Source organism: Pseudomonas sp. ATCC 43928 (assembly GCF_005938665.2).
Classification (GTDB): domain Bacteria; phylum Pseudomonadota; class Gammaproteobacteria; order Pseudomonadales; family Pseudomonadaceae; genus Aquipseudomonas.
On record NZ_CP041753.1, the window covers coordinates 3,155,361 to 3,179,870 of the forward strand.

Below are 24,510 nucleotides of genomic sequence, written 5' to 3' on the forward strand. Positions count from 1 at the left end.
GCCCTCGGTCGAGGGCGCGGCGAGCACGAGGTGTCTATGCAATTCGACTGGTCTTACTTTATTTCGCTGTTCTCCAAGACTGACTTCTGGGCGGCGAGCCTGACCGTCATCGAACTGAGCGCCCTGGCCTGGTTCCTGGGGATGTTGCTGGGCTTCGTCCTGGCGTCAGCCAAGCTGTCCGGCTCGCCCTGGCTGCGCTTGCCGGCGTCACTCTACATCTGGTTCTTTCGCAGCATTCCGCTGCTGGTGCTGGTGGTCTTCATCTACAACCTGCCGCAGTTGCTGCCCGGTGCCGGGCCGGTGCTGTCGGTACCGTTCTATTCCGGCCTGTTGGCGCTGGTGGTCACTGAGGCCGCCTACATGGCCGAAATTCATCGTGGCGGACTGATCTCGGTCGCCAAGGGCCAGAAGGAAGCCGGCCGCGCCCTGGGTATCGGCCTGCTCGGCCTGCAACGGCTGATTGTGATTCCCCAGGCATTTCGTATCTCACTGCCGACCTTGATCAACGAATACATCACGGTGGTCAAACTGACGTCGTTGATCTCGGTGATTTCATTGACCGAACTGTTGACCGTCGGCCAGCGCCTGTATGCGCAGAACTTCCTGGTGATGGAAACCCTGGCGGCGGTGGGTGTGTACTACGTGCTGATCGTTACGCTGTTCGGCTTTGCCCTGCAGCGTCTGGAACGCTACCTGGACCTCAACCTGCGGACACCGCAAACCCTCGACAGCGCCTCGACACAAGCGCTGCGTGACAGTCTGGCGCCTGTTCTATCGAGCAAGCTCAAGCCGCCATCCAAAGGCGCCGCCCCGGCCCTGCAACTGCAGGGCGTGCACAAACGCTACGGCGATCATCATGTGCTCAAGGGCATCGACCTGAAGGTACAAAGTGGCCAGGTGATTTCGATCATCGGCCCGTCCGGCTCCGGCAAGACTTCGCTGATTCGTACGGTCAATGGCCTGGAGCGCATCGATCAGGGCGAAATCCTGTTGTTCGGCGAGGGCTTCATCAATGCCTGGGACAAACCGGATAGCCGTCGGATTCGTCAGGGCGTACGGCGCATCGGCATGGTGTTCCAGAGCTTCAACCTGTTCCCGCACCGCACACTGCTGGACAACATCAGCCTCGCTCCCCGTTATCACGGTGTCGGTCGTGTGTTGAGCGAGCAACGCGCCTGCCAGTTACTCGACAAGGTCGGCCTGTTGGCACACGTCCACAAATATCCGCATCAACTGTCCGGCGGCCAGCAACAACGCGTGGCGATTGCCCGGGCCATGGCCATGGACCCGGATATCCTGCTGTTCGACGAACCGACCTCGGCGCTGGATCCGGAGCTGGTCGGCGAAGTACTCGCGGTCATCAGCCACCTGGCCCGCGAAGGCATGACCCTGCTGATTGTCACCCACGAGATGGATTTTGCCCTGTCGATTTCCGACCGGGTGATCTTCATGGAAAACGGCCACATTCAGCTGGATGCCTCGCCACAGGCGATCCGCGAGCAGCCCGAGGCTCATAGAGTGCGGCGGTTCATGGGATTGCAGGTGCCAGAGGAGGAGGGATGCCTGCCTTGAATGGGTTTAGCCGTGTGCCCTCAGAATTCCTATGGCGACAAATAGCGCTTTTGTATGCGCGCCAGGGTGCCGTCATCGCGAAGCGTTTCAACCGCCGCACGCAAGTCTTGCACCAGTTGGGCGGAGCACTGCTTCGAGCAAGCCAGGTAGAGGTCCACACTGCTCATGACGGGGCTCATGTGCAGTGTATGTTCAGACACTTTCGGCCAGATGTATCGACTCTCCGGGACACCGTTGAACCAGGCATCGATGCGACCTTTCAAGAGCATCTGCGCGGGGTTGTCGCCAATGGTCAGGGGGTGGATCTGCTCGTCGCTGAAGCCTTGTTCACGGAGGATTTCCTCCTGCGCACTGCCCAGGCCGACGCCGATCCCCCGGTAGGTTTGTTTCGCTTGCTCGAAGCTGCTCACCGGCCGGTCAAGGCTGAAAAAAGCACGCTCCATGGGCATGATCGGCGCGATCCAGGTGAAGCGATCTTCACGTTCCTGCGTGCGTGACAAAGGGGCGATCAGGATGTCCTGAGTCTCGCTGACATGTTTCTGCGATCTGGCCCAGGGAAGCACATGGACATGCGCGACATATCCGGCGTTGGCAATGGCGGTCATCACGGCCTCGCCGACCATGCCGTGGCCTTTGGAGCCATCGACGAACGTCAGGGGTGGAGCGTCCGGGATATACAGTTCGAGCGGCAAGGGCGCGCCACTCGCGTGACAGGCAATCAGCAGCGAGATCGACAGGCACAACCTGCAAAGCGTCTTTGTACGGGCAGTTGAGATCCGTGAACTCCCGCTCATGGTTGATCATTCAGGCATTGAAAGTAGGGGGGAGCCACAATTCACCGGTGGTATTGATCACAGGGATGATGAGTCTGTTTTTGTATTGGATTCGGCATCGACGCCGTATTTTACGCAGACTTTGTGGCGGGACACATCTACCTCCCAAGTGAATGTGTTTTGCGGGGCCAGTACCTGTTGTGCACCCGCATCACAATGGGCGAGCAGCAGGTGGCGTCAGGATCGGGCCTGGGTATCGCGGAACAGCTTGGGCGACATGCCGAACGCCGATTTGAACTGTCTGCTGAAATGAGCACTGCTGCCATAGCCCCAGGCAAAGGCGATGTCGGTGAGTGAGCGATGGGCATGTTCCCGGCTGCGCAGATCTTCGGCGCAGCGCGACAGGCGCCGTTGCCAGATGTATTCGCTGATGCTGCAGCCGAGCTCCTCCTGAAAGGCGCGGTGCAAACTGCGCACCGAGCATTGCTCGACGCTGGCGATGCGCTCGATGGTCAGGTCGCGGTCGGCCAGGTGGCGCTCGATATACGCCTTGAGGCGGTTTTGCTTGAAGAAGCGGAAATCGTGTTCGAGTTGTTTTTCTTCCTGTTTGTTCTTCAGGGCGTTATCCAGAAGCCCCACGATGCTGTTGCCGATCAGTTCGGCCGAATGATTGTTGAGCAGTGGGTACTGGCTGTACGCATCACTGATCAGATGCATCAACATGCGGCCCAATCCATTGCGCCCGTTCAGGTGAACATCGCCCGCTTGCGGTGGCTGTCGGGCCGGCCCCTTGAAGAGCAGGATAAAATGTTCGCAACCTTGAGTGCTGGTGACGCTGAAGGGCTGGCCGCTGTCGACCAACAGCATCTCGTCAGGCGCTAATGCGCTGCAGTGCCGACCTTGTTCGAAATGACTGACGCCGGCGATCTGCAGAATCAGCATGCGCGGCGTATCGGGTGAGTCGACCGCTTTGCTCAGATGGCGTGAGTAGCGATGGGCACTGGCGGTCATGCGGCAGAAGCCGAGCTGACCCAGATCGCCATATTCCAGCCGACCTTGAAAGTTGCTGTTATGCAACGGGTCGATGAACGTCGATTCCAGACGCTTGATGTAGTCCGGCGTGCGACCCAAGTGATCGCTCATGAACTCTTTCCACTTCATCAGCCGGTCGGAGCGAACAACCTGATCGGTGGACACACAGGCTAAATGACTCATTTTTTCGCCTCTTTTCTTATTGTTTTTGTTGATTGGGCAAATGGGTCAACACTTGCCCAATTTTAGTCCGGTCAGTATCGATCAAGAATCAGAAAGGGTAGTGGTGGCTCCCCGGTTGCCAGGTGACCCAATGGGCGCGGGTGAATTCATCCAGGGCGTAGTGACCATTGAAACGCCCGAGGCCGGAGTTCTTTTCGCCGCCGAAGGGCGCATTGGGCTGGTCGTCGACGGTGATGTCGTTGATATGGGTCATCCCGGCCACGATGCCACGGGCAAAGTTCAAGCCTCGGGCCATGTCCCGGGTGAATACCGCGCTGGACAGGCCATATTCGCTGGCGTTGGCCAACTCCAACGCATGCGCTTCGTTTTCTGCGATCAGCAGCGGCAGCAACGGCCCGAAGGTTTCATCACGTGCCAGTTCCTGATCGATCCCGACTTCACCGAAGACATGCGCAGGCAACACCAACCCGGACGCTGGGCCGCCACACAACCGCTTGAGGCCCGCATTCTCGGCGGCATCGATTTTACGCAACAGGCCATCGAGCTGGTTCTGATTGACCACCGGCCCGATCACGGTGTCTGCGTGGGCCGGGTCGCCGGTCTTGAGCTTGCGCACTCGCTCCACCACCAGCGCGGTGAAGTCCGCATACAGCGAGCGGTCGACGATCACCCGGTTGACGCTCATGCAGATCTGGCCCTGATGCAGGAAACGCCCGACCACTGCTGCGTGCGCAGCTATATCAATATCCGCATCATCCAGGACCACCAGTGGAGCATTGCCGCCCAACTCCAGCGCAACGCGCTTGATGTGTTTGCCGCCAGTCGCAATCCGGCCGACATTGCGACCGACATCGGTTGAGCCGGTGAAGGAAATCAGGCTTGGCACCGGGTGTTCGACGAAGGCATCGCCGATCTCCGAACCTGCACCGACCACGACATTGAGCGAACCCTCCGGGAAGCCTGCGTCTTCGAACAAATGAGCAATCAGCAGGCCGCCTGTTACTGCCGTGTCGCTGGCGGGTTTAAGCACCACTGTGTTGCCAAGCGCGAGTGCCGGGACCACCGAACGCATGCTCAGGTACAACGGAAAATTCCATGGGCTGATCACCCCGACAACACCCAGCGGTTCACGGAAGACAAAGCTCTGTTCACCGGGCTTGTAGCTCGTCAGGATCCGTCCTTCAACCTGCATCGGCAACGTTGCGCACTCACGCACCAGGTTCAGGGTGAACTGCCATTCCATGCTCGCCTTGATGCGCGTGCTGCCGGACTCACGTATCAGCCAGTCGATGATTTCATCGCGGCGGTTCAGGATGACGTGAGCGAGTTTCTCCAGTTGCGCGCTGCGCTGTGTCGGATGCAGCTGTGCCCACGCTGTTTGCGCACGATATGCAGCCTGATAGGCATCGTCGAGATCGGCAATCGAGGCCAGTGGCATTTCCAGCAGTTGCTCGCCATTGAAGGGGTTGCGGTCATCCAGGCGCCGCGAGGAACGACCTGCGCGCCAGGTGCCATTGATGTATTGGTCGCCATTGATGGCGTAGAGGGGCAAATGTTGAGTCGTCATAGTCTTACCTTTGGAGGCAGGTGGCCGCGTCGATTAAGGACATGGATGATGCAAAACCTTGTCTGTAGAAACTGCTCAGCTCCTGATCCAGGCGCGTCCCCAGGAATTGAGCGTGTATTCCTCTTGAGGCCAGACACCGGGTTGGCGGGCGGCATCGGTTATTTCGAGTTCGGCGGAAAACTCCAGACGGTTGCGATCGGCATCGACCACCATGAAGAACAAATTGTTGCCAGGGCCATGTCGGCCGGGGCCGAAAAAGAGGGTTATACGTTCCTTGGCGAAGCGATCACCCCAGTCACGGATGTCGTTCCATTCATTGGTTTCGTAACAGTGGTGATCCCATTCGTTTTTCGAACCGCGGAAAAACGCCAGCGAATGATGCTCATCGTCGGAGCGCAGAAAACACGTCATGAGCTGGCCGGTCTGCTCGTCGACGACATTGTCCGATACCGTAAACCCGACCTTATTGACGTAGAAATCGATCATGGCTTCCAGTTCAGTGGTCTGGAATACCACGTGCTGCAAGCGGCCCGGCATGCCTTGACGGTCGACACCGGGATCAACGCGGGACACGCCAAATATCGTTTGTCGGCCTTGAGGGTCACGAAGCACAAAGGCATCCGGTTCGAGCAACGGCGAGTCGATGTCTTCGACAGCACAGCCGTTCTCGTTCAGGCGGGCGCGCAGTTCTCCCAGCCGAGCCTGATCGCCCAGGTCATAGGCCGCCGCAAGCAGGCCGCTGTGATCGGCGGGCGACACGAGCATGGCGCGTTGCGGGCCACTGAGTATCCAGCTGCCATCGGGCTGTGCCAGGCCTTCCATGTCCAGCATGCGCCGGTAGAAATCGATTTGTCGTTGCGGCTCTTTGCTCGCCAGATGCAGGTAGCACAGGCGTGCAGGGGTGCAGGGGTGCAGGTCTGTAGGGTTTGCATAAACACCTCCGTGGCTTTAAGAATTCAGGGAAAGACTGGCGCGATGCTTGATTCGGCTTTTTGGTTTCGCGCCTGTGCGATGCCGAACAGCAACTGCAAAGATTCGGCAGCCTTTGTTTCGCCGGCCTTATCGAAAATGGCGGCGATATAGCGATCCGGGCGCAGCAGTAAGAACGTGTTTGAATCGCCCAGTATTTCTTTGAGCAAACCCTGGCGGTCATGAAGCACCGTGCAGCCAGGCATCGAAGGGATGTTTTTGACAGGCTCGGGAAGGATCAGAATGCGCTTGGCTTCGAGGTGGAACCACAAGCCATGCTGGAGTTCGTCGATGCGTTGGCGGCTGTGGTCGCCGTACTGAATCAAGGCGAAGCCGGCACCGATCGAGTCATCGAGCAGAATTTCCTGGCCTTGAACATCGGTGAGCATCGGTTGAGGGAACATGTGTCCGCAGGACAGTTTCCCGGCTTTGCCTTCGATCAGTACCAGCCCCTTGGTGAATCGGGGTTTAGGCTTGAAGCGCATTTGCAGGAAATAGTCCCGCAACGGCGGCAGCAGGCCGATCAAAGCAAATGCACCGCTGATCAAACGAGCGCGCAAGACAGTTGCCGGCGCCATGACCACGCCGAGGTTCAAGGCCAGTCTGATCAATGCCCAGGCGTGATCGCGACGCTCGCTTTCGTAAGACAGTAGAGCCGTTTCAGCCATTTTTCCCTTCAGCACGCCGATCAGTTTCCAGGCCAGGTTATGGGCATCGCGAACACCGCTGTTCATGCCCTGTCCGGCATAGGGAGGGGTCAGATGCGCGGCATCGCCGGCGAGAAACACGCGGTTCACTTGCCACCGTTCGGCAACCCGGGCGTGGAAGGTATAAACGGTCTTGCGCACGATGGACGCCGGGGTGTTGCCCTTGAAGGGATAAAGCAACGCTTGCAGGCGAGCATCGCCGAGTACCTGCTCATCGGTTTCGTCCGGCTTGAGCAGAAACTCGAAGCGGCGTGTGCGGTGGGGGCCGGGTACTTCAACGACGGGACGGCGTGCATCGCAGTACACACGCGTTTGCCAGAACGGATCGTCATCCTGATCAGTGTCGACCACCAGCCAGCGCGAGGAGAAGCTCGAGCCAACCATCTCGATTCCGAGTTGCTTGCGCACCGGGCTACGACCACCGTCGCAGGCGACCAGATAGGCCGCATGGACTTCGACAGTTTCGCCGTCTGCGTCACGGATCAATGCGCGTACGCCATGCTTATCCTGACTGAATTCCAGCAGCTCATGGCTGAACCGGGCCTTCAGGTTGGCAAAGCGCTCGAGGCCCATTTTCAGGGTGTGTTCAAACAGTGGCTGGCGAAATGCATTGCGCTTGGGGAACCCGTACAACTTGCCGGTGGGCTCGACTTTGCCGAAGCAGCGGCCACCGGGCCGAGTGAAGTAGTGCACGCCATAGCCCGGCACTACATCTCGCAACACGGCTTCATCCAGTCCGACGGCCTGCATGGTGCGCAAGGATTCGTCATCGATCGAAACGGCCCGCGGCTCGGTCACGGTGTCCGGCTTGCGATCAATGATCAAGGTGTCCACATCGGCTTGGCCAAGCAAGTTGGCCAGGGTCAGCCCGGTGGGCCCGGCGCCGACGATCAAGACGTGTGTACTGATTTTTTTGAGGGGTGTCATTGTTGTTGTTCCCTTCCGGATGGCTCAGTCCAATGGCTTGGGGCGGTTGGCGAGTGCAGCCATGAGTTGCGACAGGTTTTGCGCCAGGGCGAGGACCTGCTGTCCTTGCTGTTCTTCCTGAGTGCTGTCACGTTCCTGAATCGGGCGCACGCAGCTAATGCTGCCGACGACTTTGCCATCGCCATCGAAGATCGGAGCGGCGAGGCCATAGACGCCAGCGTCGACTTCGCCGGCGCTGGCCACATAGCCCTGATGACGAAGACGCTGCAGCGAGCGGCGGAACTGTTCCCAGGTCTGACCAAGGTTGCTGGCGCGCACCTCATCGGGGTTTTCCAGGAAGAGTTGGCTGTGTTGACGCGAGGTCATGTTGGCGAGGATGGCCTTGGAGGTCGCGCCCAGGAACAGCGGCCTCGGTGAGCCGCGTGAGTAGCTGACCTCGCTGAACAAATCGCCGTATTGATGAATGCAGACCACCTGGTCCTTGAACAGGCGGCAGATCAGCCAGATCTGCTGCTCGCTCCAGCGTGGGAGGCTTGGCTCCAATGATTGTGCGGCGCGCACCAAAGGGTCGCTCAGTCGCAACTGACGGTCCCAGGTAATGATTCTCGCGCCCAGGGCGTAACGTCCGGCCCCGACCTGGAACAACAAGTTGGCCTCGGCCAGTTCGCGCACATAGCGGTAGATGGTTGAACGGGTAAACCCCAATGCACCGCCCATGTCATCGACAGCCCAGATCGGACTCTCTTCGGTAAATAGATCGAGTACCCGCAGCATGCGCTCCAGGCTAGAACCTTTACTGTCGATATCCTGCGCCGGCAATTGTTCTGATTCGCGTAGTGTGGCCATGGCTTACTGCTCGTCGACGATGCTGTTGCGCAGGATGCCGATTCGCGAAATTTCGATCTCGACTTCATCGCCCGGTTTCATCCATACCGGCGGTTCACGGAACGCGCCGACGCCGCCGGTGGTGCCGCTGACAATCACATCGCCGGGGGCCAGTTCGGTGAAGGTGGAGCAATATTCGATCAGCGCGCGGACATCGAAAATCATGTCGCTGGTGCTGGTGTGCTGCATGACTTCGCCATTGAGGCGGGTAGTCAGTTCCAGGTCCTGCGGATCGCCGATCTCGTCGCGGGTGACCAGCCAAGGTCCAAAGCCGCCGGTGTTCGGGAAGTTCTTGCCTGGCACGAATTGAATGGTGTGTTTCTGCCAGTCGCGGACACTGCCGTCGTTGTAGCAGGCGTAACCGGCGACATAGTCCAGCGCGTCGGCTTGCTTGACGTGACGCGCCGGTTTGCCGATCACCACCGCCAGCTCGCCTTCAAAATCAAGCTTGTGCGAGGCCTTCGGGCGAACGATGGGTTGCAGGTGGGCAGTCTGGCTGTCAGCGAAACGAGTGAAAATCATCGGGTAGGTCGGCATCTCACGACCGGTTTCACGTACGTGTGTGGCGTAGTTGATGCCAATGCACAGCACTTTGCCCGGGTTCGGGATGACGGGTAGAAAAGTTACTTCAGCCAATGGGATACGAGGCTGGCTCGCGAGGACCTCGTGGCTCAGTTCGGCCAGGCGATTGTTGGCGATAGCCTGCTTGAGATCGGTGCCGAAGGTTTGCTTGACCGACTCCAGATCGATGACATGCTCGCCATCGACGACGCCGTAGGTGCTACGGCCTTGAACAATAAAGCTCGCGAGTTTCATTGAGTGCTCCTTGATAGAGGATCAGCGCATGCGCAGGGAGCAAAGAAGCTCGGCACTGCTCATGCAGCTATGGCGGCAGGTAAGCCGCGGCGGTTGAGGTTCAATCTAGTTGTGGAGATTAATCCTGTAAAGCGGGATTTATTAAAAATCCCAAAATGCAGGAATTATGCTTTTTTATGTATTTTTGGCAGCATTTTGCCGACCCTCCGGAACAGGCAATACGAGACAGTGACGTGTTTGGAAGGTCAGGGCAGGGGCCGTATCCCGGCCTGGTGAATCACAGGCTTCCTGTCATTTCAGTGGGTCGCCCATGGGTTCATTGTTTGCTCGGCACCCAGCAACCATGTAGCGACATGCGCATCCGGAACGGCACTTTGATTCGTGCAATGGGGCCATTCTCCATGTCACGAGAATCCAGAACTACAAGCTCGCTGCGACCGTCCGCGATGTGATTGAGAACGGAAACGACGTAGCCATCCGCCTCCTGCGCATCAGGGGAGCGCGGAATGAAAATGGGCTCCTGGAAGCATCCGCTGTCACCGGGAAACCAGGCATCGGTGGTGCCTGTTTTCAGGTTCACATGGGCCAGCAGATTGAAGAATTGAAACGGAATCGGCCCATTCGCGGGGTTGTACGGGCGCTCTGGATCGAACGCGAGCACAAAGCCGTGCTCATATTTTCGACCGATGTAGCGGTCATCGCACCTTGGGAATTCGCAGGGGTAATCCGTCAATGGCTGCGGTTGAATGTCCTCCTGCGTGCTGGTCAGGTCGAAGGTCCAGCGCATCAGGCTGGCCGCCAGTGTTTCGGGTGGCGGGACATGACCGTCGGCCTGGGGAAAGAAGTAAAAGATATTCCCGCCGGTGACCGGCATGTCTACGTAAACCTTGTCGCCCTCATCGAACGCGTTGAGCGTATGGCCCTGGAAACCGTCCTTGGGGCCCTTGAACCATCGAACGTCCTCCGCGCGCCCATTGCGTGGTACGACGGCGAAGAGCTGAGGCAGATCGGGTTGCCATTGGAAATGCTGGCCACCTTTCTTCATACGCTCGAGGTCGGTCGTCAACGGAATCAGCGGGAACACCACGTAGTGTTCAGTCACCGCGAAATCATGAACCATGGCCGCGTACGGCGCCTGGAACCAGATTTGGTGCAACAGCTTTCCGTCGGGCGACAGTTCGAAATAGGCCAGGTCAGGTGTGCCGTCACCTTTGGCTTCGTAGCTGAAGGCCAAGAGGTTTCCTGTTACCGGGTCGAGCTTGGGGTGGGCGGTGAACGTCGCTGATTCGATCTGCCCGTCAAAATGCCACTCGCCGAGGGTTTCCAGTGTTTCAAGATCCATTGCCCAGGGCATGGCATCTTCTTTGAGTGCAAGCAGCACACCGTTATGAGCGACAACGCTGGTATTGGCGGTGGTGTTGTTCTTCGCCGCCAGTGGATCATTGGTGTAGACGTTGCGATAGATTCCATTGAGCGAGCGACCTTCGCGGCGCTGAGCCATCAACCGGTCGGTTATTACGTAGCGACGTCGTATCGACACCTTGCCATCGGCAAAGTAGAACGCGCTGACCATTCCGTCGCCATTGAAGAAAATATCCGAGCCCAGCATCGGCGGGTATTGCGGGTCTGGCGCAACCTGATAAAAAGCGCCACGGATCGAAGCGGGAAGGGTGCCTTCAATCTCCAGGTCGAACACCTCGGCTTCTATCCGACTGGGTGCATAGAGCGCGCCGGAAAATTCAGGGGTTTGGGGAAACGGGGTGGTCATCGGCATAACCTCTGAAGATGGGTATCGATTGTTCATTGACGGGGTTCCTGTTTGATATCAGGTCAGGTCGACTGAGGCGACAGTGCTGTTGCGCAAGGCTTCGCGTCACGACGAAAACGTGCAACGAGCAGACACGAGATAAGCAGGGCTGTCAGGTAGGCCGAGGCCGCCAGCCATCCGACGGCGCGGAACTGTCCTTCGCCTACCACGAGTGCCGCGCCAAACGGGCCGAGCCCCTGACCAACGAAAATCGCGGCGTTACCCAGCCCGGCCAGTCGGCCGGAAGGGTCCAGCTCGGCCGCCATAGACAGTAAGTAAGGCAGACTGAAAAACCATACTGCATGGATCAGGCAGGCAGTGACTGCAAACGCGACAGGGGTATTGCCATAGACCATGACCAGAGTCGCAATCAGCGCCGTGCCGAAGCTCAGTAGTTGCGGAAACAGCAACCCAAGGCGTCTGCCGATAAGTCCGGCCAGTGCCGCTCCAAGGGCACCGGCAAGGATGCTGCCCCCCAGTATTGCACCGATCTGTTGCGGCTCCAGGCCAATGCCTTTACCAATGCGCTCTTGATAAACCCACAGTGCGGAATGGCCAAAAAACAGCAGCGTAAAAAGCATCAGCAGTAAGATCGATGTGAGCCCGAAAGGCGGGACCGAGCCGCTCGCTGCCCGATGTGCCTCGGGGTAGCTCCTCGGCACTCTCCAGCTACCAACCATCGCCAGGGCACTGGCGATGGCCAAGAGATAAAACGCCCCGGCCACGCCGAATGATTTCAGAATCACCGGCATGGAACTCACAAGCAGCATCCCCCAGAGCAGGTTGCCGATGTTTATCACCGCGAACGTCGAATCCTTGGATGTGCGCAGGGCTGCGGTGGCGTAGACAACGGCCATGACCGCGCCACCGCTTGCGCCGCATATCATTCGGCAGATCAGTAGCAACCCCTGACTATGCAGTTGAGCACTGGCCAGATTGCCGAGTACCAGCATCAGCAAGGCAATCAGGGCAAAGCGGCGCCGGTCGACGCTGGCCATCAACATGGCGCAAACGCCGCAGGCGACGGCCATCGCAATCAGTTCTGCCGCAAAAATGGCGCCGATGGCATTCAGTGGCAAACCGAGTTGGTCGATAAAGGCTCCGCCCAGAATAGGCTGGATTTGCAACGTCCCTAAGGAAATGACCATCATCAGGCAGATAGCGGCCAATGATTTTTTACTGTCAATGGAGTCGAGCGCGTTCATGAAACATCACCTCGGGTAAAAGGGCCCGCTCATGCACGAGTGGGCGCACATCGGTCAGAATGTGTGGGCGTATCGGATCTGGACGGCGTAATCCGTTTGCGCGCGGTTCTCGACGCCGGTCTCTTTATAGGTATTCAGCCAGAAGCCCTGGCCATCGCTGATTTTCCAGAACAGGCCCGGGCCAATGCCCAGCACCTTTTCCCGAGAGTTGCTCAGCCGACCTCCGTTAACCTCGTCATCTGATATTTGCCTGAAGTAGTACCCGTTGATCCCGACGGATACGTTGGGGACCACTTCATACGAGGCCGTGAAGTTGGCCCACGCCGATTGTCCTGCCCGGGTGTCGCGCACAGGCTGGCCCTCGAAAAGTTGCGTCGAACTGCTCGCCGGATCGTTGTTCTTGAAGTTGTACAGGTAGTGCAGCCTCCAGCTCACTTCCCAACGAGGCGCCGGCATCCAGGTCGCGGCCCAGTAAGGGTTCAGAGAGAAGTAGTTGGAGCCTGGGTTCAGATCTTTATGTTTATCGTATTTGCCGGTTGGAAGGATGGTGTCGAAAGCCAGACGCTGCACAAACACGGGCCTGCCGTGGGCGTCGACGATCGGGTCGAACTGGATCTGCGGCCCTACCGTGACATCACCAAGCCCTGTGCCGTTATCCTGGAGCTTGGCACCGTTGTCGCCAAAGTCACCGTCCAGGGAGATGATGGGCACCAATAAGCTCCAGCCCAGGTGTGCACCACCGCCGATGGTATCGGGTGAGTAATAGCTCAGTTGGTTGATCAGCGAGATGACGTTGATCTTCGGATTATCGAAGGCGCCATTATCCTTGCCTGCATTGTCCCTGATGCTGCGTGCGGTGCTGAATTTCAGATAGGTCAGGTGGGACAGACCGGGCGGCCCCGCGAAACCGTCGTAGAAACTGGTGCCGCCCAGATTGATACCGCTGGGCTCACTCACCGACGGTGGTGGAGGCCCCTCTGCTGCTGGTACGGCAAGCGATGCGAAGCTGAGTGCCAGGCATACTGGCAGGGATTTTTTCAGGCTCATCGAAGTGGCTCTATTCTTGGAATTGTGAGCCGGGGTAGCTCCCCTGGCACTTCGACTTTAATTCCCGAACGTTCGTGATGCTTGAGCACAACGGCCAGAGTTGACTGAGAGCGCCATGATGCAGGGGGGGCAGCGCGAAACCTGTGGGGGCGGGCTTGTCCCACATTCTGCACATCGTGTCAGTGCACCAACGAAGTGGAATGCTTGCGGACTCACCGGTTCAAAAAGTCTGCCCCATGGAGAACTGGAACACTTGCGTATCAGCGTTCTCAGGCTTTTTGACCGGGAAGGCCAGGTTGAAACTCAACGGTCCCATCGGGCTGTACCACGTGACGCCGACCCCCACGGAACTGGCCAGTTGACCGAGGTCGACACCGTCGCAACCCTGGGTGGTGCTCAGGTAGCACTTGTTGGAGTAGACGCTGCCGACGTCCCAGAAAACCGAAGTGCGCAGGGATTTGTTGTCTTTGATGAAGGGCATCGGGAACAGGTATTCGACCCCGCCGGTAATGAGGATATTGCCGCCCAATGCGTCGGTGTCCCGATCCGAATAATACGCCTGGCCGGCACTGGCATAGGTGCCTGTGGCCGGGGTGTTGCGCGGGCCGAGGGTGCCGCTTTCAAAGCCGCGCACCGAACCTTCGCCACCGGCCGTGTAGTTTTCATAGAAGGGCAGGCCGTCGGTCGAGCCGTAGCTGTTGCCATAACCGAGCTTGGTGTGGAAACGCAGCGAAGTGGCGTTGCTCAGTGGCAGGAAGGTCTGCCCGGTGTAATCGATCTTGTAGAAACTCAGATCACTGCCGGGCACTGTCACCGTCAGGTTGAGGTTCTGCGAATGCCCGCGGGTGGCCAGCACGCCCTTGTTCAAGGTCGATTCCGACCAGCCGAGGTTGGCCTTGAAGTTGTTGAACTCCTTGCCCTCGCGTGCAATGAAATCGTAGATCTCATCAGCGCTGTAGGTGCCTGGCTCGATGTTGTCGTGTTGCACGGTCAGGCCGAAACTCAGCCGTGAGGTTTCATTGATCGGGTAGCCAAGTGAAGTGCCGGCGCCATAACTGTTGATGGAGTAGTACGAAACGCCGTCACTGTAATAATCGCTGTAGTCGGTGGCGTTGTAGAACAGGTTGTAGCCCAGGCTCACCCCGTCCGGCGTGAAGTAGGGGTTGGTAAAACCGAAGTTGTACTTGCTTTGGTAGTCCGAGCGGGTCAGGCCCAGGCTGGCGTAGTTGCCCGTGCCCAGGAAGTTGTTCTGAGTGATCGAACCTCCGAGGATCAGGCCGGAACTCTGAGAGAAACCGACGCTGGCGCTAATCGAACCGGAGGCCTGCTCTTCGACGCTGTAGTTCACGTCAACCTGGTCGTCGACGCCCGCTACAGCCGGCGTCTCGACGTTGACTTCCTTGAAGAAGCCCAGTCGTTCCAGGCGGGTCTTGGATTGGTCGATCAGGTAGGTCGATGCCCAGCCGCCTTCCATCTGACGCATTTCGCGGCGCAGCACTTTGTCGTCGGTCTTGGTGTTGCCACGGAAGTTGATGCGGTTGATGTAGGCCCGCTTGCCCGGGTCGACCACGAAGGTGATATCGACGGTATGGTCGTCATTATTCGGGTTGGGGACCGCGTTGACGTTGGTAAAGGTGTAACCCTCGTTGCCCAGGCGACGGGTGATCAAGTCCGAGCTGGTGGTCATCAGCTTGCGCGAGAACACCTGGCCCTTTTGAACCAGCAGTAGCGATCTGATCTGGTCTTCAGGCACTTTCAGGTCACCGCTGAGCTTGACGTCACGAACGGTGTACTTCGCGCCTTCGTTGATGTTGACGGTGATGTAGACGTGTTTCTTGTCCGGGGTGATCGACACCTGGGTCGAGGTGATGTCCATGTTGATATAGCCGCGATCCAGGTAATAGGAGCGCAGGCGCTCCAGGTCACCGGAGAGTTTTTCGCGGGCGTACTTGTCGTCGTTCTTGAAGAACGACAGCCAGTTGCTGGTCTTGAGCTCGAACAGGTTGATCAGGTCTTCATCAGCAAAGACCGTGTTGCCCACCACGTTGATGTGCTGGATCGCCGCGACAGAGCCTTCGTCGATCTTGATTTTCAGGCCCACGCGGTTACGCGGTTGTGGGATCACTTCGGCATCGACCGACGCCGAGTAGCGGCCCTGAGCGACGTATTGGCGCTGCAGCTCGTTGCGCACGCCTTCGAGGGTGGCGCGCTGGAAGATCTCGCCTTCGGCCAGCCCCGATTGCTTGAGGCCCTTCATCAGGTCTTCAGTGGAGATCGCCTTGTTGCCTTCGATCTCGATACTGGCGACCGAGGGGCGCTCGACCACCGTGATGATCAGCACGTCACCGTCGTGCCCCAGCTGGATATCCTGAAAGAAACCGGTCTTGAACAACGCACGGGTGGACTCCACCAAACGACGATCATCCGCTTCATCACCGACGTTCAACGGCAATGCACCGAACACGCTGCCGGCGGAAACCCGTTGCAGGCCATTAATGCGAATATCGGAAATTTTGAAGCCTTGGGCGTGCGCAAATGTGGCGTTGAGCAATAGTGCAGCCGAGCAGAGCAGGCGCGAAAAATTCATCAAGATCTTATCCAGAACACATCGACAAGCAGCGTAGGCGGGCGCGGATATCTCACAGCAAGACGAGTTACCGCGAAGCGAGCAGGCTGGTGGAGGTGAAGCATAAAAGCTCGGTGCGTTTGGTGCGGTTAACCAAGTGTCAAGTTAGGTAAAGGTTTGCCCGGGGCGATGACGCTGTGCAGCGCAAGGGCGATAATGCGCGGCCCCCACTCAAGAGCCCGCCATGATCTCTGTATTGCTCGTCGACGATGACCAGGAACTGACTGGAATGCTCAGCCAATACCTGGAGCGTGAAGGCTTCGAGGCGACCGCCGTGCACACGGGCGAGGAGGGCGAGATTCAAGCACTGTCCGGGCGCTACAGCATTGTGGTGCTGGACGTGATGCTGCCACGCCTGTCGGGTATCGAGGTGCTCAGGCGCATTCGCGCCGTGAGCCAGGTACCGGTGGTGTTGCTCACGGCCCGTGGCGATAACATCGACAAGATCACCGGCCTGGAACTGGGGGCCGACGACTATGTGCCTAAACCCAGTTCACCGGGGGAACTGGTGGCGCGTTTGCGGGCAATCATGCGTCGGGTGCAGCCGGCGGATCAGCCCACCACCGAAGTGATCAGGACCGGCCCGCTGGTCTTGTGGCCCGGCAAGCGCCAGGCCCAGTGGCAGGGGGGCGAGCTGGGGGTGACCAGTACCGAGTTCAGCCTGCTCGAAGAACTGGCCCGCTGTGCCGGGCAGGTGGTGAGCAAACAGGACCTGTCTCTCAATGCCTTGGGCTGTCCCTTGACCCGCTACGACCGGCGCATCGACGTGCACATCAGCAGCATTCGCCAGAAGCTCGGTCCGCGCCCTGACGCCAAGGCCTGGATTCAGAGCGTGCGTGGCCTCGGTTATCTGTTGATCGCCGAATGATGAAACCCAGTCGGCTGTTCTGGAAACTGTTCCTGGCGTTTTGGCTCGCCACGAGCCTGACGTTTCTGGTCGGGGTGGGCATTCTGGTACTGGGTAATCACGGGCCTGGCGATCCTCATTTGGAGGCCATCCTGGCCAGCGAGGAACAGCTGCTGCGACAATTCGGCGTCGAGTCGGGAAGGCAATTGCTGACAGTGTGGCGGCACCCCGGCGACGAAACCATTGGTGTCTATGACAGTGCCGGTCAACTGCTGGCTGGGTCGCCGGTTCCGCGGCCAGCGTTTGAGCGAACGGTCATCAGCAAGGACGGTTTGACCCTCTCGCTCAGATCCTCACAGCCCCTTGGCAAAGAAGGTGAGCAAGGGCCGGGGCGTTCGATCCCGCTGATCATCGGCACGGTGATGAGTGCGCTGTTCAGCGGGTATATGGCGTATTACCTGGCGTGGCCGTTGGCCTATCTCAGGCGGGCGATGAGCGATGTGGCCAAGGGGCGCTTCGAAACCCGGGTCAAACCGATGATGGGCGGGCGCCGCGATGAAATCGTCGATCTGGCCGGGGACTGTGACCGAATGGCCAACCAGCTGAAACTGCTGGTGGAGGCCCAGCAACACCTGTTGCATGACATCTCTCACGAACTTCGCTCACCGTTGACGCGCATGCAAGCTGCCATCGGGCTGTTGCAGCAAGAACCGGCCCGCCAGGAAATGGTGGAGCGCATCGAACGCGAATCGGTGCGCATGGATACGCTGATCGAAGCGTTGTTGACCCTGGCACGCATGCAGGGTCGGCCCGAAAGTATCGACCGCGAGCCACTCGACATCATCGAGTTGCTGGCGGTGATCGTCGAGGACGCTCAATTCGAGGCGGGAATGAAAGGTTGCCGGGTCAGCCTGCAGGCGTGCCCGGTCTTTGTCAGTCGGGTCAGCGGCGAGTTGCTGTATCGGTGTTTCGAGAACGTCATTCGCAATGCGGTGCGCCATACCAAACCGATGACGGCGGTTGTTGTGTCGGCTGAGGTCAATCTCGAAGCAGACTGCCTGACGGTGCGGATTACCGATCAGGGGGCGGGTGTTGAAAACGAGCGGCTGCTGAGCATTTTTCACCCGTTCGAGCGTGGCTTGAGCGAGGCCAGTGCCGGTTTCGGCCTGGGCCTGGCGATCGCTTCAAGGGCCGTGGAAATGCACGGCGGCACGATTGTGGCGCGCAACGAGCCGTCCGCTGGGCTGACCGTGGAAATCAGCTTGCCCCGTCAGGCGTGATCTTTACACGATATTACATTGGCTTGACGGCTCTGTACGCCTCGCCTCAGTAGACTTCCCGCTCAAACTTACGCAGCGTTTGCTGATGTTTCAGCGTGGAGGTGGGCATGTTTCTGGTTCATAAAAAGGGCTTCGTTTCCGGCAAGAAAATGGTCGACGGGCTAGTGCCCTATGACTTCTTTTGTGAAGACAATCCGGCCATCAATCTGTTTGTGTTTACGGGTTCTACCGCGCAGGGCAAAACGGTCGAGGAGCAGACGCTCTGGGGCTTTACCCGGTTGGAGCGTTTCGAGGCGCTGACCAGCACCCTGGTATCGAACAAAAAAAATGATGGCTGGTTTCAAACGGTCAATGTGCTCACCGGGCCTGCCCAGAACGGCACCCAAAGCGTGAAATTTCAGCGGGTGCTGAAGATCATCAAGCATGCCGCTGTATCGAGCCGTGTCGCCGGCAAGGTGCAATACGAGATCCTCACGGATGACGGCGACACTTATTTCACCCGTCCGCCCGCGACAGCAGACAGCGCGCAAACCATCATCTATGTGGCAGAGCAATAACTCGTTAGTTAATAACCGCGAAGGTGTTTACTGGAAATACATCGCACCATACAATGAGAATCATTACTACTAACTCATTGAGTGCAACGTCTTGAGCCATCCCCACCTCTTTGCCCGTCGCAAGGTTTTCATCAAACACGCGCTGCCGACACTGTCCTGCGTGATGTTCGCCGGTCCTTTGTGGGCACAGGAACTGATTGAACTGCCGACCACGGATATTCAGGCGAGCCGCGTCAGTCAAGACACCAGCTACACCACCTCTCAAGCCAGCACCGCGAGCAAAAGCGATGTGCCGATCAAGGAGGAGGCGCAATCGGTCAACGTCGTCACCCGGCAAACCCTGGCCGACTATCAGGTGCGCTCGCTGGACGACGCGATGAAGTTCGTCAGCGGCGTCAGTCAGGGCAACACCCTGGGCGGTTCCCGGGACTCGTTGGTCAAGCGCGGTTTCGGCACCAACGATGACGGCTCGATCCTGCGTGATGGCGTGCGTTCCAACCTGGGGAAAAATTTCAGCGCCACGACGGATCGCATCGAAGTGCTCAAAGGGCCTGCGTCGATGCTGTACGGCGCGCTGGAACCCGGCGGGTTGATCAACGTGATCAGCAAGAAGCCTGAATACACCCAGAGCACGACCCTGAGCGGCTCGGCCTACAGCGAAGGCGGCGGCACCATGGCCGTGGACACCACCGGGCCGCTGGGCGATACCGGCCTGGCTTATCGCCTGATTGCCGAACGCGGCCACGAGGATTACTGGCGCAATTACGGCGTGAATGAAAGCACCCTGGTTGCACCCTCGCTGACCTGGACGGGCGAGCGTGCCAGCCTGACCCTCAGCTACGAATACAACGATTACTCCAAACCCTTCGACCGTGGCACGGTGTTCACCAATGGTCATCCGGCGGACATCGACTACGACAAGCGCCTCGACGAAAAATGGGCCAAAAGCGTCGGTATCCGTGAATTGGCTACCGCGCGTTTCGAGTATCAGCTGAGTGACGACTGGAAGACCCGCGTTACCTACGGCTGGAACAACGACCGCTACAGCCTCTCGATTGCCCAGCCGAGTTCGTTGACCGGCAACAACCTGCGACGTGCTGCCAACGGCGCTCACTACGACGATGAAACCCGTTACGCCAGCTGGGATTTCATCGGCCAGCAGGAGCTGTTCGGCCAGCGCCATGACTTGCTGATCGGCGCGGACACCGAAGCGTCCGACCAATTCCGTGGCAAAACCTACCGTAATACCGCGCAGTCAGGCTTCGACATCACCTCGCCGGTTTATGGTCGTCTGGCCGAGCCGAGCCTTGTCAGTGCCAGCCAAAGTGACCTGAGCAACCAGTTGAACTCCAGCTCCGTGTACTTCAAGGATAACTGGCACCTCGATGACCGCTGGATCCTGGTTCTCGGCGGTCGCCAGCAGCATTACGATCAGTACAGCGATCAGGGCCGCGGCAGCAGCTACACCGTCAACCGCGACAATAACGGTGATGCTTTCGTACCGTTCGTGGGGCTGGTCTACAAAGCCACCGATAGCTTGTCGCTGTACGGTAACTACAGTCGTTCGTTCAAGCCCAATACCCAAGTCGACGATGCCGGCCATACCTTCGATCCGGAGGAGGGCCGCAGTTATGAGGTCGGCGCCAAGTACGATCCGCTGCCGGGGCTGAACATCAACCTGGCGCTGTTCGACATCGAGAAGAAAAACGTCGTGACCACCCAGACGGTCGGTGGCGTCAGCCTCTCGGAGGCGGCGGGCAAAGTCGGCTCACAGGGCCTGGAACTGGACATCACCGGGCGTGTGGCCGAGCGCTGGGACCTGATCGGCACCTACGCTTACACTCACACGGAAATCCTCGACGATCCGGATGACGAAGGTCACCGCCTCGCCGATGCGCCGAAGCACACCGCAAGCCTGTACCTTACCCATCACCTGAATGTGCCTACGGAGTTCGGGGCCTGGCATGCGGGCGGCGGTGCGCGTTATGTCGGCGAGCGTGCGGCCAACAATGCCAACGATTTCTGGCTGAGCAGCTACACCGTCGCCGATGCCTTCGTGCGCTGGGAGGCGCCGATGTTCGGGTACAAGACGTCGCTGCAATTCAACGTCGACAACCTGTTCGACAAACAGTACTACCCGTCCTCCACCGGCAGCCAACTGGCGGTCAATGTCGGCGAGCCGCGCACGGCACGCCTCAGCGCCAGCGTGACGTTCTGATCGCACTGTCTTGATGTGCCGCCCCGTTCTGCCCGTGGAACGGGGCGGTAGTCTTCCTTCATCTCGACGACGCTTCAGGCGTCGGCGAGCTGAAACCGATAACCCACCCCATACAACGATTCAATCGGATGCTCCCCCGGGCAGGCCTGTTCGAGCTTGCGCCGTAGATTGCGGATATGGCTGTCGACCGTGCGGTCGGTGACCACCCGGTGATCGGAGTAGATCCGGTCGAGCAACTGATCCCGGGAAAACACCCGTCCCGGCGAGCGGGCGAGGGTGCTTAGCAGGCGCAATTCCAGCGGTGTCAGGTCCAGCGTTATGCCGTCGAGGGAGGCCAGGTACTGTTCTTCATCAATCTGTAGACGCGGTGGTGCAGACGTCAAAAGCTGAGGGCTGCGTCGCAGGATGGCTTTGACCCTGGCTACCACTTCACGCGGGCTGAAGGGTTTGCAGATGTAGTCGTCGGCGCCCAGATCCAGCCCGAGCAGGCGATCCACTTCCTCGACGCGGGCGGTGATCATGATGATCGGTACGGCACTGAAGCTGCGCAGTTCCTTGCACACTTGCAGACCATCGCGTCCAGGCAGCATCAGGTCGAGCAGGATCAGCCGTGGCTCGCGGGCACGGACCGCCGGTACCACCTCCAGCCCGTTGTCCAGGCATTGGGTCGCATACCCAGCGGCGATCAGGTAGTCACGCATCAACGCGGCCAGTTTTGGCTCGTCTTCGACGATCAGGATCGGGTTGTCGTTGACCATGGTTCAGGCATTCCGTGGCAGGCGCAGGGTCAGCCAAAGGCCACCCAACGGGGAGTGATCGGCACTGAGGCTGCCGCCATGAGCCAGGGCGATGCTGTGACAGATCGCCAGCCCCAGACCGGCGCCACCACTGGCACGGTTGCGTGAGGTTTCGCCACGGTAGAAACGCTCGAACAGACGCGGCAACTGATCCGCGTCGACCCCGGGGCCGGAATCCAGGAAATCGATGCGTACGTCGTCGCCATCGCTGGCCGCACGAATACGCAGCACACCGCCTTCATCGGTATAGCGCACGGCGTTTTCCAGCAGATTGCCGAACAGTTGCTGCAAGCGCTTGGGGTCGGCTTCCACTCTTAGGGGGGGTGTCGGCAGCTCCAGCTCCAAGCGCAAGTGCCGGGCATTGCAGCGCTCCTGGAACATCGCCACGCAACTTTGCAGCAGATCGTTGAGATCGCATTCGCTTTTGCGGTAGGTCAGCGCGCCCACATCGGCCAGGGACAGTTCATACAGGTCATCCACCAGTTTGCTGAGCATGCCGACTTCGCCTTGCAGCGATTTCATCGACGACTGATCGAGCGTGCGCACACCGTCTTCGATCGCTTCCAGTTCACCTCGCAACACCGACAGCGGGGTGCGCAGTTCATGGGACACATCGGCCATGAACTCCCGGCGCATTTTTTCGTTGCGCTCCAGCGTATACGCAAGTTGATTGAAGTCGCGGGCCAACTGACCGACTTCGTCATTGGAGGACACCGCCACCCGGTTGCTGTACTCGCCTGCGGCCAATCGATGCGTGGCGGCGGCTACTCGCTTGACGGGGTCAAGCAAAGTGCGGGCGATCCACCAGGCGATCAGCATTGCCAGCAGCAACGAGAACACGCCCACGGCCAGACTGGTGCGCAACAGGTACAGGCGAAAGCGTTCACCGCCGGCTTCGGTCACGTTCTGGAACGGCGTTACCGCCAGCCAGCCGACGGTTTTACCGGCCACCTCGATCGGGCGCATCAGGGCGTCGTCGGCAATCGCCGAGTAGCCCATGACCAACTGCTTTTGCTGGTCCAACAGAGCGATGCGAAACACCGCGCCGGTCAGGTCAGACGTGGGCAGGGTCGGCTGCTGCGGGTTGGTGAAGTCTACGCCCGGCTCCGGTCGCATGAGTTCGAACCAGCGATCCGGCTGGTTGCGCAGAAATTCCCAACTGCCTTCGCGCTCATAGGCGCTGGCCAGGCGCGGCAGCACCGGAGTCATGCGCAACAGCGCCTGTTCGTTGAGGTAATCGAGAAAGCCTTTGCCGAAGCTCCAGCCGTTGGCCAGCCCCATGCTCAGGATGACAAACAGCACACTGGCCAGTACCGCGATAAACAGTTTGGTGGAGATACTCAGTTTCATGGGCTCGGGCAGGTCAGTGAATGGCCCGCCCATTTAGGCCCTGGCGCGGCGAAGATTCAAGGGCGGCGGGCAATCTTCAATTTTCCTGCACATTTGCCTCGCAGTATGGCGTCTGGCTTCAGCCACCCCGTCTTGCAGAGGCATTTATGTCGACCAAAATTCTCGCCAAATCCCTGGTAACCGCCGCGGTTTTACTGTCCTTGATCGTTCTGTTGGTGTTGAGCGGTTGCTCCCCCGGCGCATCCGCGCCCGTGGTCGAACCGGCCAAAGTGTCAGTGATCACGGTGCAACCTCAAAGCCAGGCGCTGACCACGGAGCTGGCCGGGCGCACTCAGGCGTTCATGATTGCCGAGATTCGCCCGCAGGTCGGCGGTATCGTCCAGCAACGGCTGTTTGTCGAAGGCGCCGAGGTCAAGGCCGGGCAGGCGCTGTATCAGCTGGACGCGTCCTCATACAAGGCTGCATTGGCTGAAGCACAGGCGACCCTGGCCAAGGCTCGCGCCACATTGAAGTCGGCTCAGGCCACGGCCAAGCGTGATGCCCAGTTGGCGAAGATCGATGCCATCAGCCAGCAGGACAACGAGGATGCCCAGGCCAGTCTGCTGACCGCCGAGGCTGAACTGCAAGTGGCCCAGGCCGGCGTGGATACGGCGCGCATCAACCTGGCCTATACCCGCATCAGTTCTCCCGTCAACGGGCGTATCGAAACTTCGACGGTCACCCCTGGCGCATTGGTGGTGGCCAATCAGGACAGCGCACTGACCACGGTGCAGCAACTGGACCCGATCTACGTGGATATCACGCAATCGACCACTGAGCTGTTGCGCCTCAAGCGCGACCTCGCCAGCGGTGTGCTGCAAAGCAACGGCGAGGGCGAAGCGCGGATCAGTCTCAAGCTCGACGACGGCAGCACCTACGCCCATGAGGGCCGCTTGAAATTCAGCGGGGTCAGCGTCAATGAGGGCACCGGCACCGTGACCCTGCGGGCGGAAATCGCCAACCCGGACCGGCTGTTGCTGCCGGGCATGTATGTACGGGCGGTGCTGGAGCAGGCCCGGGACGATCAAGCGATCCTGATTCCGCAGCAAGCCGTGACCCGCAGCGCCAGTGGCGTGACGTCGGTGTTGCTGGTGGTCAATGGCAAGGTCGAACAGCGTGTGCTGACTATCGATCGCGCCGTGGGCAACCAATGGTGGGTCACCTCGGGCCTGACGGCGGGTGACCAGGTGATTGTCGAGGGCGGGCAGAAAGTCCGGGTCGGCGCCCCGGTGCTGGCGCAAAACCCGGGCACTCGCAGCCGCACGCGGCAATCGGCGCCGACTGCCATTGCGCAGGAGGGTTGAGC

General features: G+C 59.3%; 19 protein-coding genes. 6 read left to right on the top strand and 13 right to left on the bottom strand.

The window, feature by feature from the left end; translation table 11 throughout:
- Positions 1-36 precede the first annotated feature (36 nt).
- Positions 37-1,572: an amino acid ABC transporter permease/ATP-binding protein gene (locus tag FFH90_RS14485; RefSeq protein ID WP_138867424.1), complete on the top strand. Its 1,536-nt coding sequence runs from the start codon at positions 37-39 to the stop codon at positions 1,570-1,572.
- Positions 1,573-1,601: 29 nt separating this feature from the next.
- Here the strand turns inward: FFH90_RS14485 and FFH90_RS14490 are convergent, their stop codons facing one another.
- The 11 genes from FFH90_RS14490 to bamA all read right to left on the bottom strand — a co-directional run bounded on the left by FFH90_RS14490 (position 1,602) and on the right by bamA (position 16,077).
- Positions 1,602-2,366, bottom strand: a complete 765-nt coding sequence (locus FFH90_RS14490) for an ABC transporter substrate-binding protein (protein ID WP_064617548.1) — start codon at positions 2,364-2,366, stop codon at positions 1,602-1,604.
- A gap of 216 nt (positions 2,367-2,582) precedes the next feature.
- Positions 2,583-3,560 carry a helix-turn-helix domain-containing protein gene (locus FFH90_RS14495; RefSeq protein WP_138867425.1) on the bottom strand — a complete coding sequence of 326 codons (978 nt, stop codon included), beginning with the start codon at positions 3,558-3,560 and terminating at the stop codon, positions 2,583-2,585.
- An 88-nt stretch (positions 3,561-3,648) separates the two neighbouring features.
- Positions 3,649-5,127 (bottom strand): aldehyde dehydrogenase family protein, encoded by a 1,479-nt coding sequence (locus FFH90_RS14500; RefSeq protein WP_138867426.1) that lies wholly within the window; start codon positions 5,125-5,127, stop codon positions 3,649-3,651.
- 75 nt (positions 5,128-5,202) lie between these two features.
- Positions 5,203-6,042 carry a VOC family protein gene (locus FFH90_RS14505; RefSeq protein ID WP_138867427.1) on the bottom strand — a complete coding sequence of 280 codons (840 nt, stop codon included), beginning with the start codon at positions 6,040-6,042 and terminating at the stop codon, positions 5,203-5,205.
- A gap of 41 nt (positions 6,043-6,083) precedes the next feature.
- The gene (locus tag FFH90_RS14510; protein ID WP_138867428.1) at positions 6,084-7,730 is read right to left on the bottom strand and encodes a bifunctional 3-(3-hydroxy-phenyl)propionate/3-hydroxycinnamic acid hydroxylase; all 1,647 of its coding nucleotides are present in this window, start codon (positions 7,728-7,730) and stop codon (positions 6,084-6,086) included.
- 24 nt (positions 7,731-7,754) lie between these two features.
- On the bottom strand, positions 7,755-8,576 hold the full coding sequence (locus tag FFH90_RS14515) for an IclR family transcriptional regulator (protein WP_018928948.1): 822 nt from the start codon (positions 8,574-8,576) through the stop codon (positions 7,755-7,757).
- Between the two features lie 3 nt (positions 8,577-8,579).
- Positions 8,580-9,431 (bottom strand): fumarylacetoacetate hydrolase family protein, encoded by an 852-nt coding sequence (locus FFH90_RS14520; RefSeq protein WP_028940727.1) that lies wholly within the window; start codon positions 9,429-9,431, stop codon positions 8,580-8,582.
- A gap of 316 nt (positions 9,432-9,747) precedes the next feature.
- Positions 9,748-11,199: a carotenoid oxygenase family protein gene (locus FFH90_RS14525; RefSeq protein ID WP_064621263.1), complete on the bottom strand. Its 1,452-nt coding sequence runs from the start codon at positions 11,197-11,199 to the stop codon at positions 9,748-9,750.
- A gap of 62 nt (positions 11,200-11,261) precedes the next feature.
- On the bottom strand, positions 11,262-12,443 hold the full coding sequence (locus FFH90_RS14530) for an MFS transporter (RefSeq protein ID WP_138867429.1): 1,182 nt from the start codon (positions 12,441-12,443) through the stop codon (positions 11,262-11,264).
- A gap of 54 nt (positions 12,444-12,497) precedes the next feature.
- Positions 12,498-13,490, bottom strand: coding sequence for a transporter (locus FFH90_RS14535; RefSeq protein WP_064617557.1), 993 nt, complete (start codon positions 13,488-13,490; stop codon positions 12,498-12,500).
- 220 nt (positions 13,491-13,710) lie between these two features.
- The gene (gene bamA / locus FFH90_RS14540) at positions 13,711-16,077 is read right to left on the bottom strand and encodes an outer membrane protein assembly factor BamA (protein ID WP_064617559.1); all 2,367 of its coding nucleotides are present in this window, start codon (positions 16,075-16,077) and stop codon (positions 13,711-13,713) included.
- 223 nt (positions 16,078-16,300) lie between these two features.
- On the opposite strand from bamA, the gene FFH90_RS14545 reads away from it, so the two are divergent.
- The 4 genes from FFH90_RS14545 to FFH90_RS14560 all read left to right on the top strand — a co-directional run bounded on the left by FFH90_RS14545 (position 16,301) and on the right by FFH90_RS14560 (position 21,018).
- Complete coding sequence (locus FFH90_RS14545; RefSeq protein WP_138867430.1) at positions 16,301-16,984, top strand: response regulator transcription factor; 684 nt, start codon at positions 16,301-16,303, stop codon at positions 16,982-16,984.
- Positions 16,981-18,243, top strand: coding sequence for an ATP-binding protein (locus FFH90_RS14550; RefSeq protein WP_138867431.1), 1,263 nt, complete (start codon positions 16,981-16,983; stop codon positions 18,241-18,243). The genes FFH90_RS14545 and FFH90_RS14550 overlap by 4 nt, the downstream gene beginning before the upstream one ends.
- Positions 18,244-18,350: 107 nt before the next feature.
- Complete coding sequence (locus tag FFH90_RS14555) at positions 18,351-18,800, top strand: hypothetical protein (RefSeq protein ID WP_138867432.1); 450 nt, start codon at positions 18,351-18,353, stop codon at positions 18,798-18,800.
- A 91-nt stretch (positions 18,801-18,891) separates the two neighbouring features.
- Complete coding sequence (locus FFH90_RS14560; protein ID WP_138867433.1) at positions 18,892-21,018, top strand: TonB-dependent siderophore receptor; 2,127 nt, start codon at positions 18,892-18,894, stop codon at positions 21,016-21,018.
- A 74-nt stretch (positions 21,019-21,092) separates the two neighbouring features.
- Here the strand turns inward: FFH90_RS14560 and FFH90_RS14565 are convergent, their stop codons facing one another.
- On the bottom strand, positions 21,093-21,776 hold the full coding sequence (locus tag FFH90_RS14565) for a response regulator (protein WP_018928958.1): 684 nt from the start codon (positions 21,774-21,776) through the stop codon (positions 21,093-21,095).
- Positions 21,777-21,779: 3 nt separating this feature from the next.
- On the bottom strand, positions 21,780-23,198 hold the full coding sequence (baeS, locus tag FFH90_RS14570) for a sensor histidine kinase efflux regulator BaeS (RefSeq protein ID WP_086945610.1): 1,419 nt from the start codon (positions 23,196-23,198) through the stop codon (positions 21,780-21,782).
- Between the two features lie 113 nt (positions 23,199-23,311).
- Between baeS and FFH90_RS14575 the strand changes: the two genes are divergently transcribed.
- On the top strand, positions 23,312-24,508 hold the full coding sequence (locus tag FFH90_RS14575) for an efflux RND transporter periplasmic adaptor subunit (RefSeq protein ID WP_138867434.1): 1,197 nt from the start codon (positions 23,312-23,314) through the stop codon (positions 24,506-24,508).
- Positions 24,509-24,510 lie beyond the last annotated feature (2 nt).

Excerpts from the sequence above, each read along its gene's own strand:
- FFH90_RS14490 (WP_064617548.1), bottom strand. The coding sequence starts at position 2,366 with ATGAGCGGGAGTTCACGGATCTCAACTGCCCGTACAAAGACGCTTTGC.
- FFH90_RS14550 (WP_138867431.1), top strand. The coding sequence starts at position 16,981 with ATGATGAAACCCAGTCGGCTGTTCTGGAAACTGTTCCTGGCGTTTTGG.
- bamA (WP_064617559.1), bottom strand. The coding sequence starts at position 16,077 with ATGAATTTTTCGCGCCTGCTCTGCTCGGCTGCACTATTGCTCAACGCC.
- FFH90_RS14535 (WP_064617557.1), bottom strand. The coding sequence starts at position 13,490 with ATGAGCCTGAAAAAATCCCTGCCAGTATGCCTGGCACTCAGCTTCGCA.
- FFH90_RS14485 (WP_138867424.1), top strand. The coding sequence starts at position 37 with ATGCAATTCGACTGGTCTTACTTTATTTCGCTGTTCTCCAAGACTGAC.
- baeS (WP_086945610.1), bottom strand. The coding sequence starts at position 23,198 with ATGGGCGGGCCATTCACTGACCTGCCCGAGCCCATGAAACTGAGTATC.
- FFH90_RS14545 (WP_138867430.1), top strand. The coding sequence starts at position 16,301 with ATGATCTCTGTATTGCTCGTCGACGATGACCAGGAACTGACTGGAATG.
- FFH90_RS14520 (WP_028940727.1), bottom strand. The coding sequence starts at position 9,431 with ATGAAACTCGCGAGCTTTATTGTTCAAGGCCGTAGCACCTACGGCGTC.
- FFH90_RS14555 (WP_138867432.1), top strand. The coding sequence starts at position 18,351 with ATGTTTCTGGTTCATAAAAAGGGCTTCGTTTCCGGCAAGAAAATGGTC.
- FFH90_RS14495 (WP_138867425.1), bottom strand. The coding sequence starts at position 3,560 with ATGAGTCATTTAGCCTGTGTGTCCACCGATCAGGTTGTTCGCTCCGAC.
- FFH90_RS14575 (WP_138867434.1), top strand. The coding sequence starts at position 23,312 with ATGTCGACCAAAATTCTCGCCAAATCCCTGGTAACCGCCGCGGTTTTA.
- FFH90_RS14500 (WP_138867426.1), bottom strand. The coding sequence starts at position 5,127 with ATGACGACTCAACATTTGCCCCTCTACGCCATCAATGGCGACCAATAC.
- FFH90_RS14515 (WP_018928948.1), bottom strand. The coding sequence starts at position 8,576 with ATGGCCACACTACGCGAATCAGAACAATTGCCGGCGCAGGATATCGAC.
- FFH90_RS14510 (WP_138867428.1), bottom strand. The coding sequence starts at position 7,730 with ATGACACCCCTCAAAAAAATCAGTACACACGTCTTGATCGTCGGCGCC.
- FFH90_RS14530 (WP_138867429.1), bottom strand. The coding sequence starts at position 12,443 with ATGAACGCGCTCGACTCCATTGACAGTAAAAAATCATTGGCCGCTATC.
- FFH90_RS14565 (WP_018928958.1), bottom strand. The coding sequence starts at position 21,776 with ATGGTCAACGACAACCCGATCCTGATCGTCGAAGACGAGCCAAAACTG.
- FFH90_RS14525 (WP_064621263.1), bottom strand. The coding sequence starts at position 11,199 with ATGACCACCCCGTTTCCCCAAACCCCTGAATTTTCCGGCGCGCTCTAT.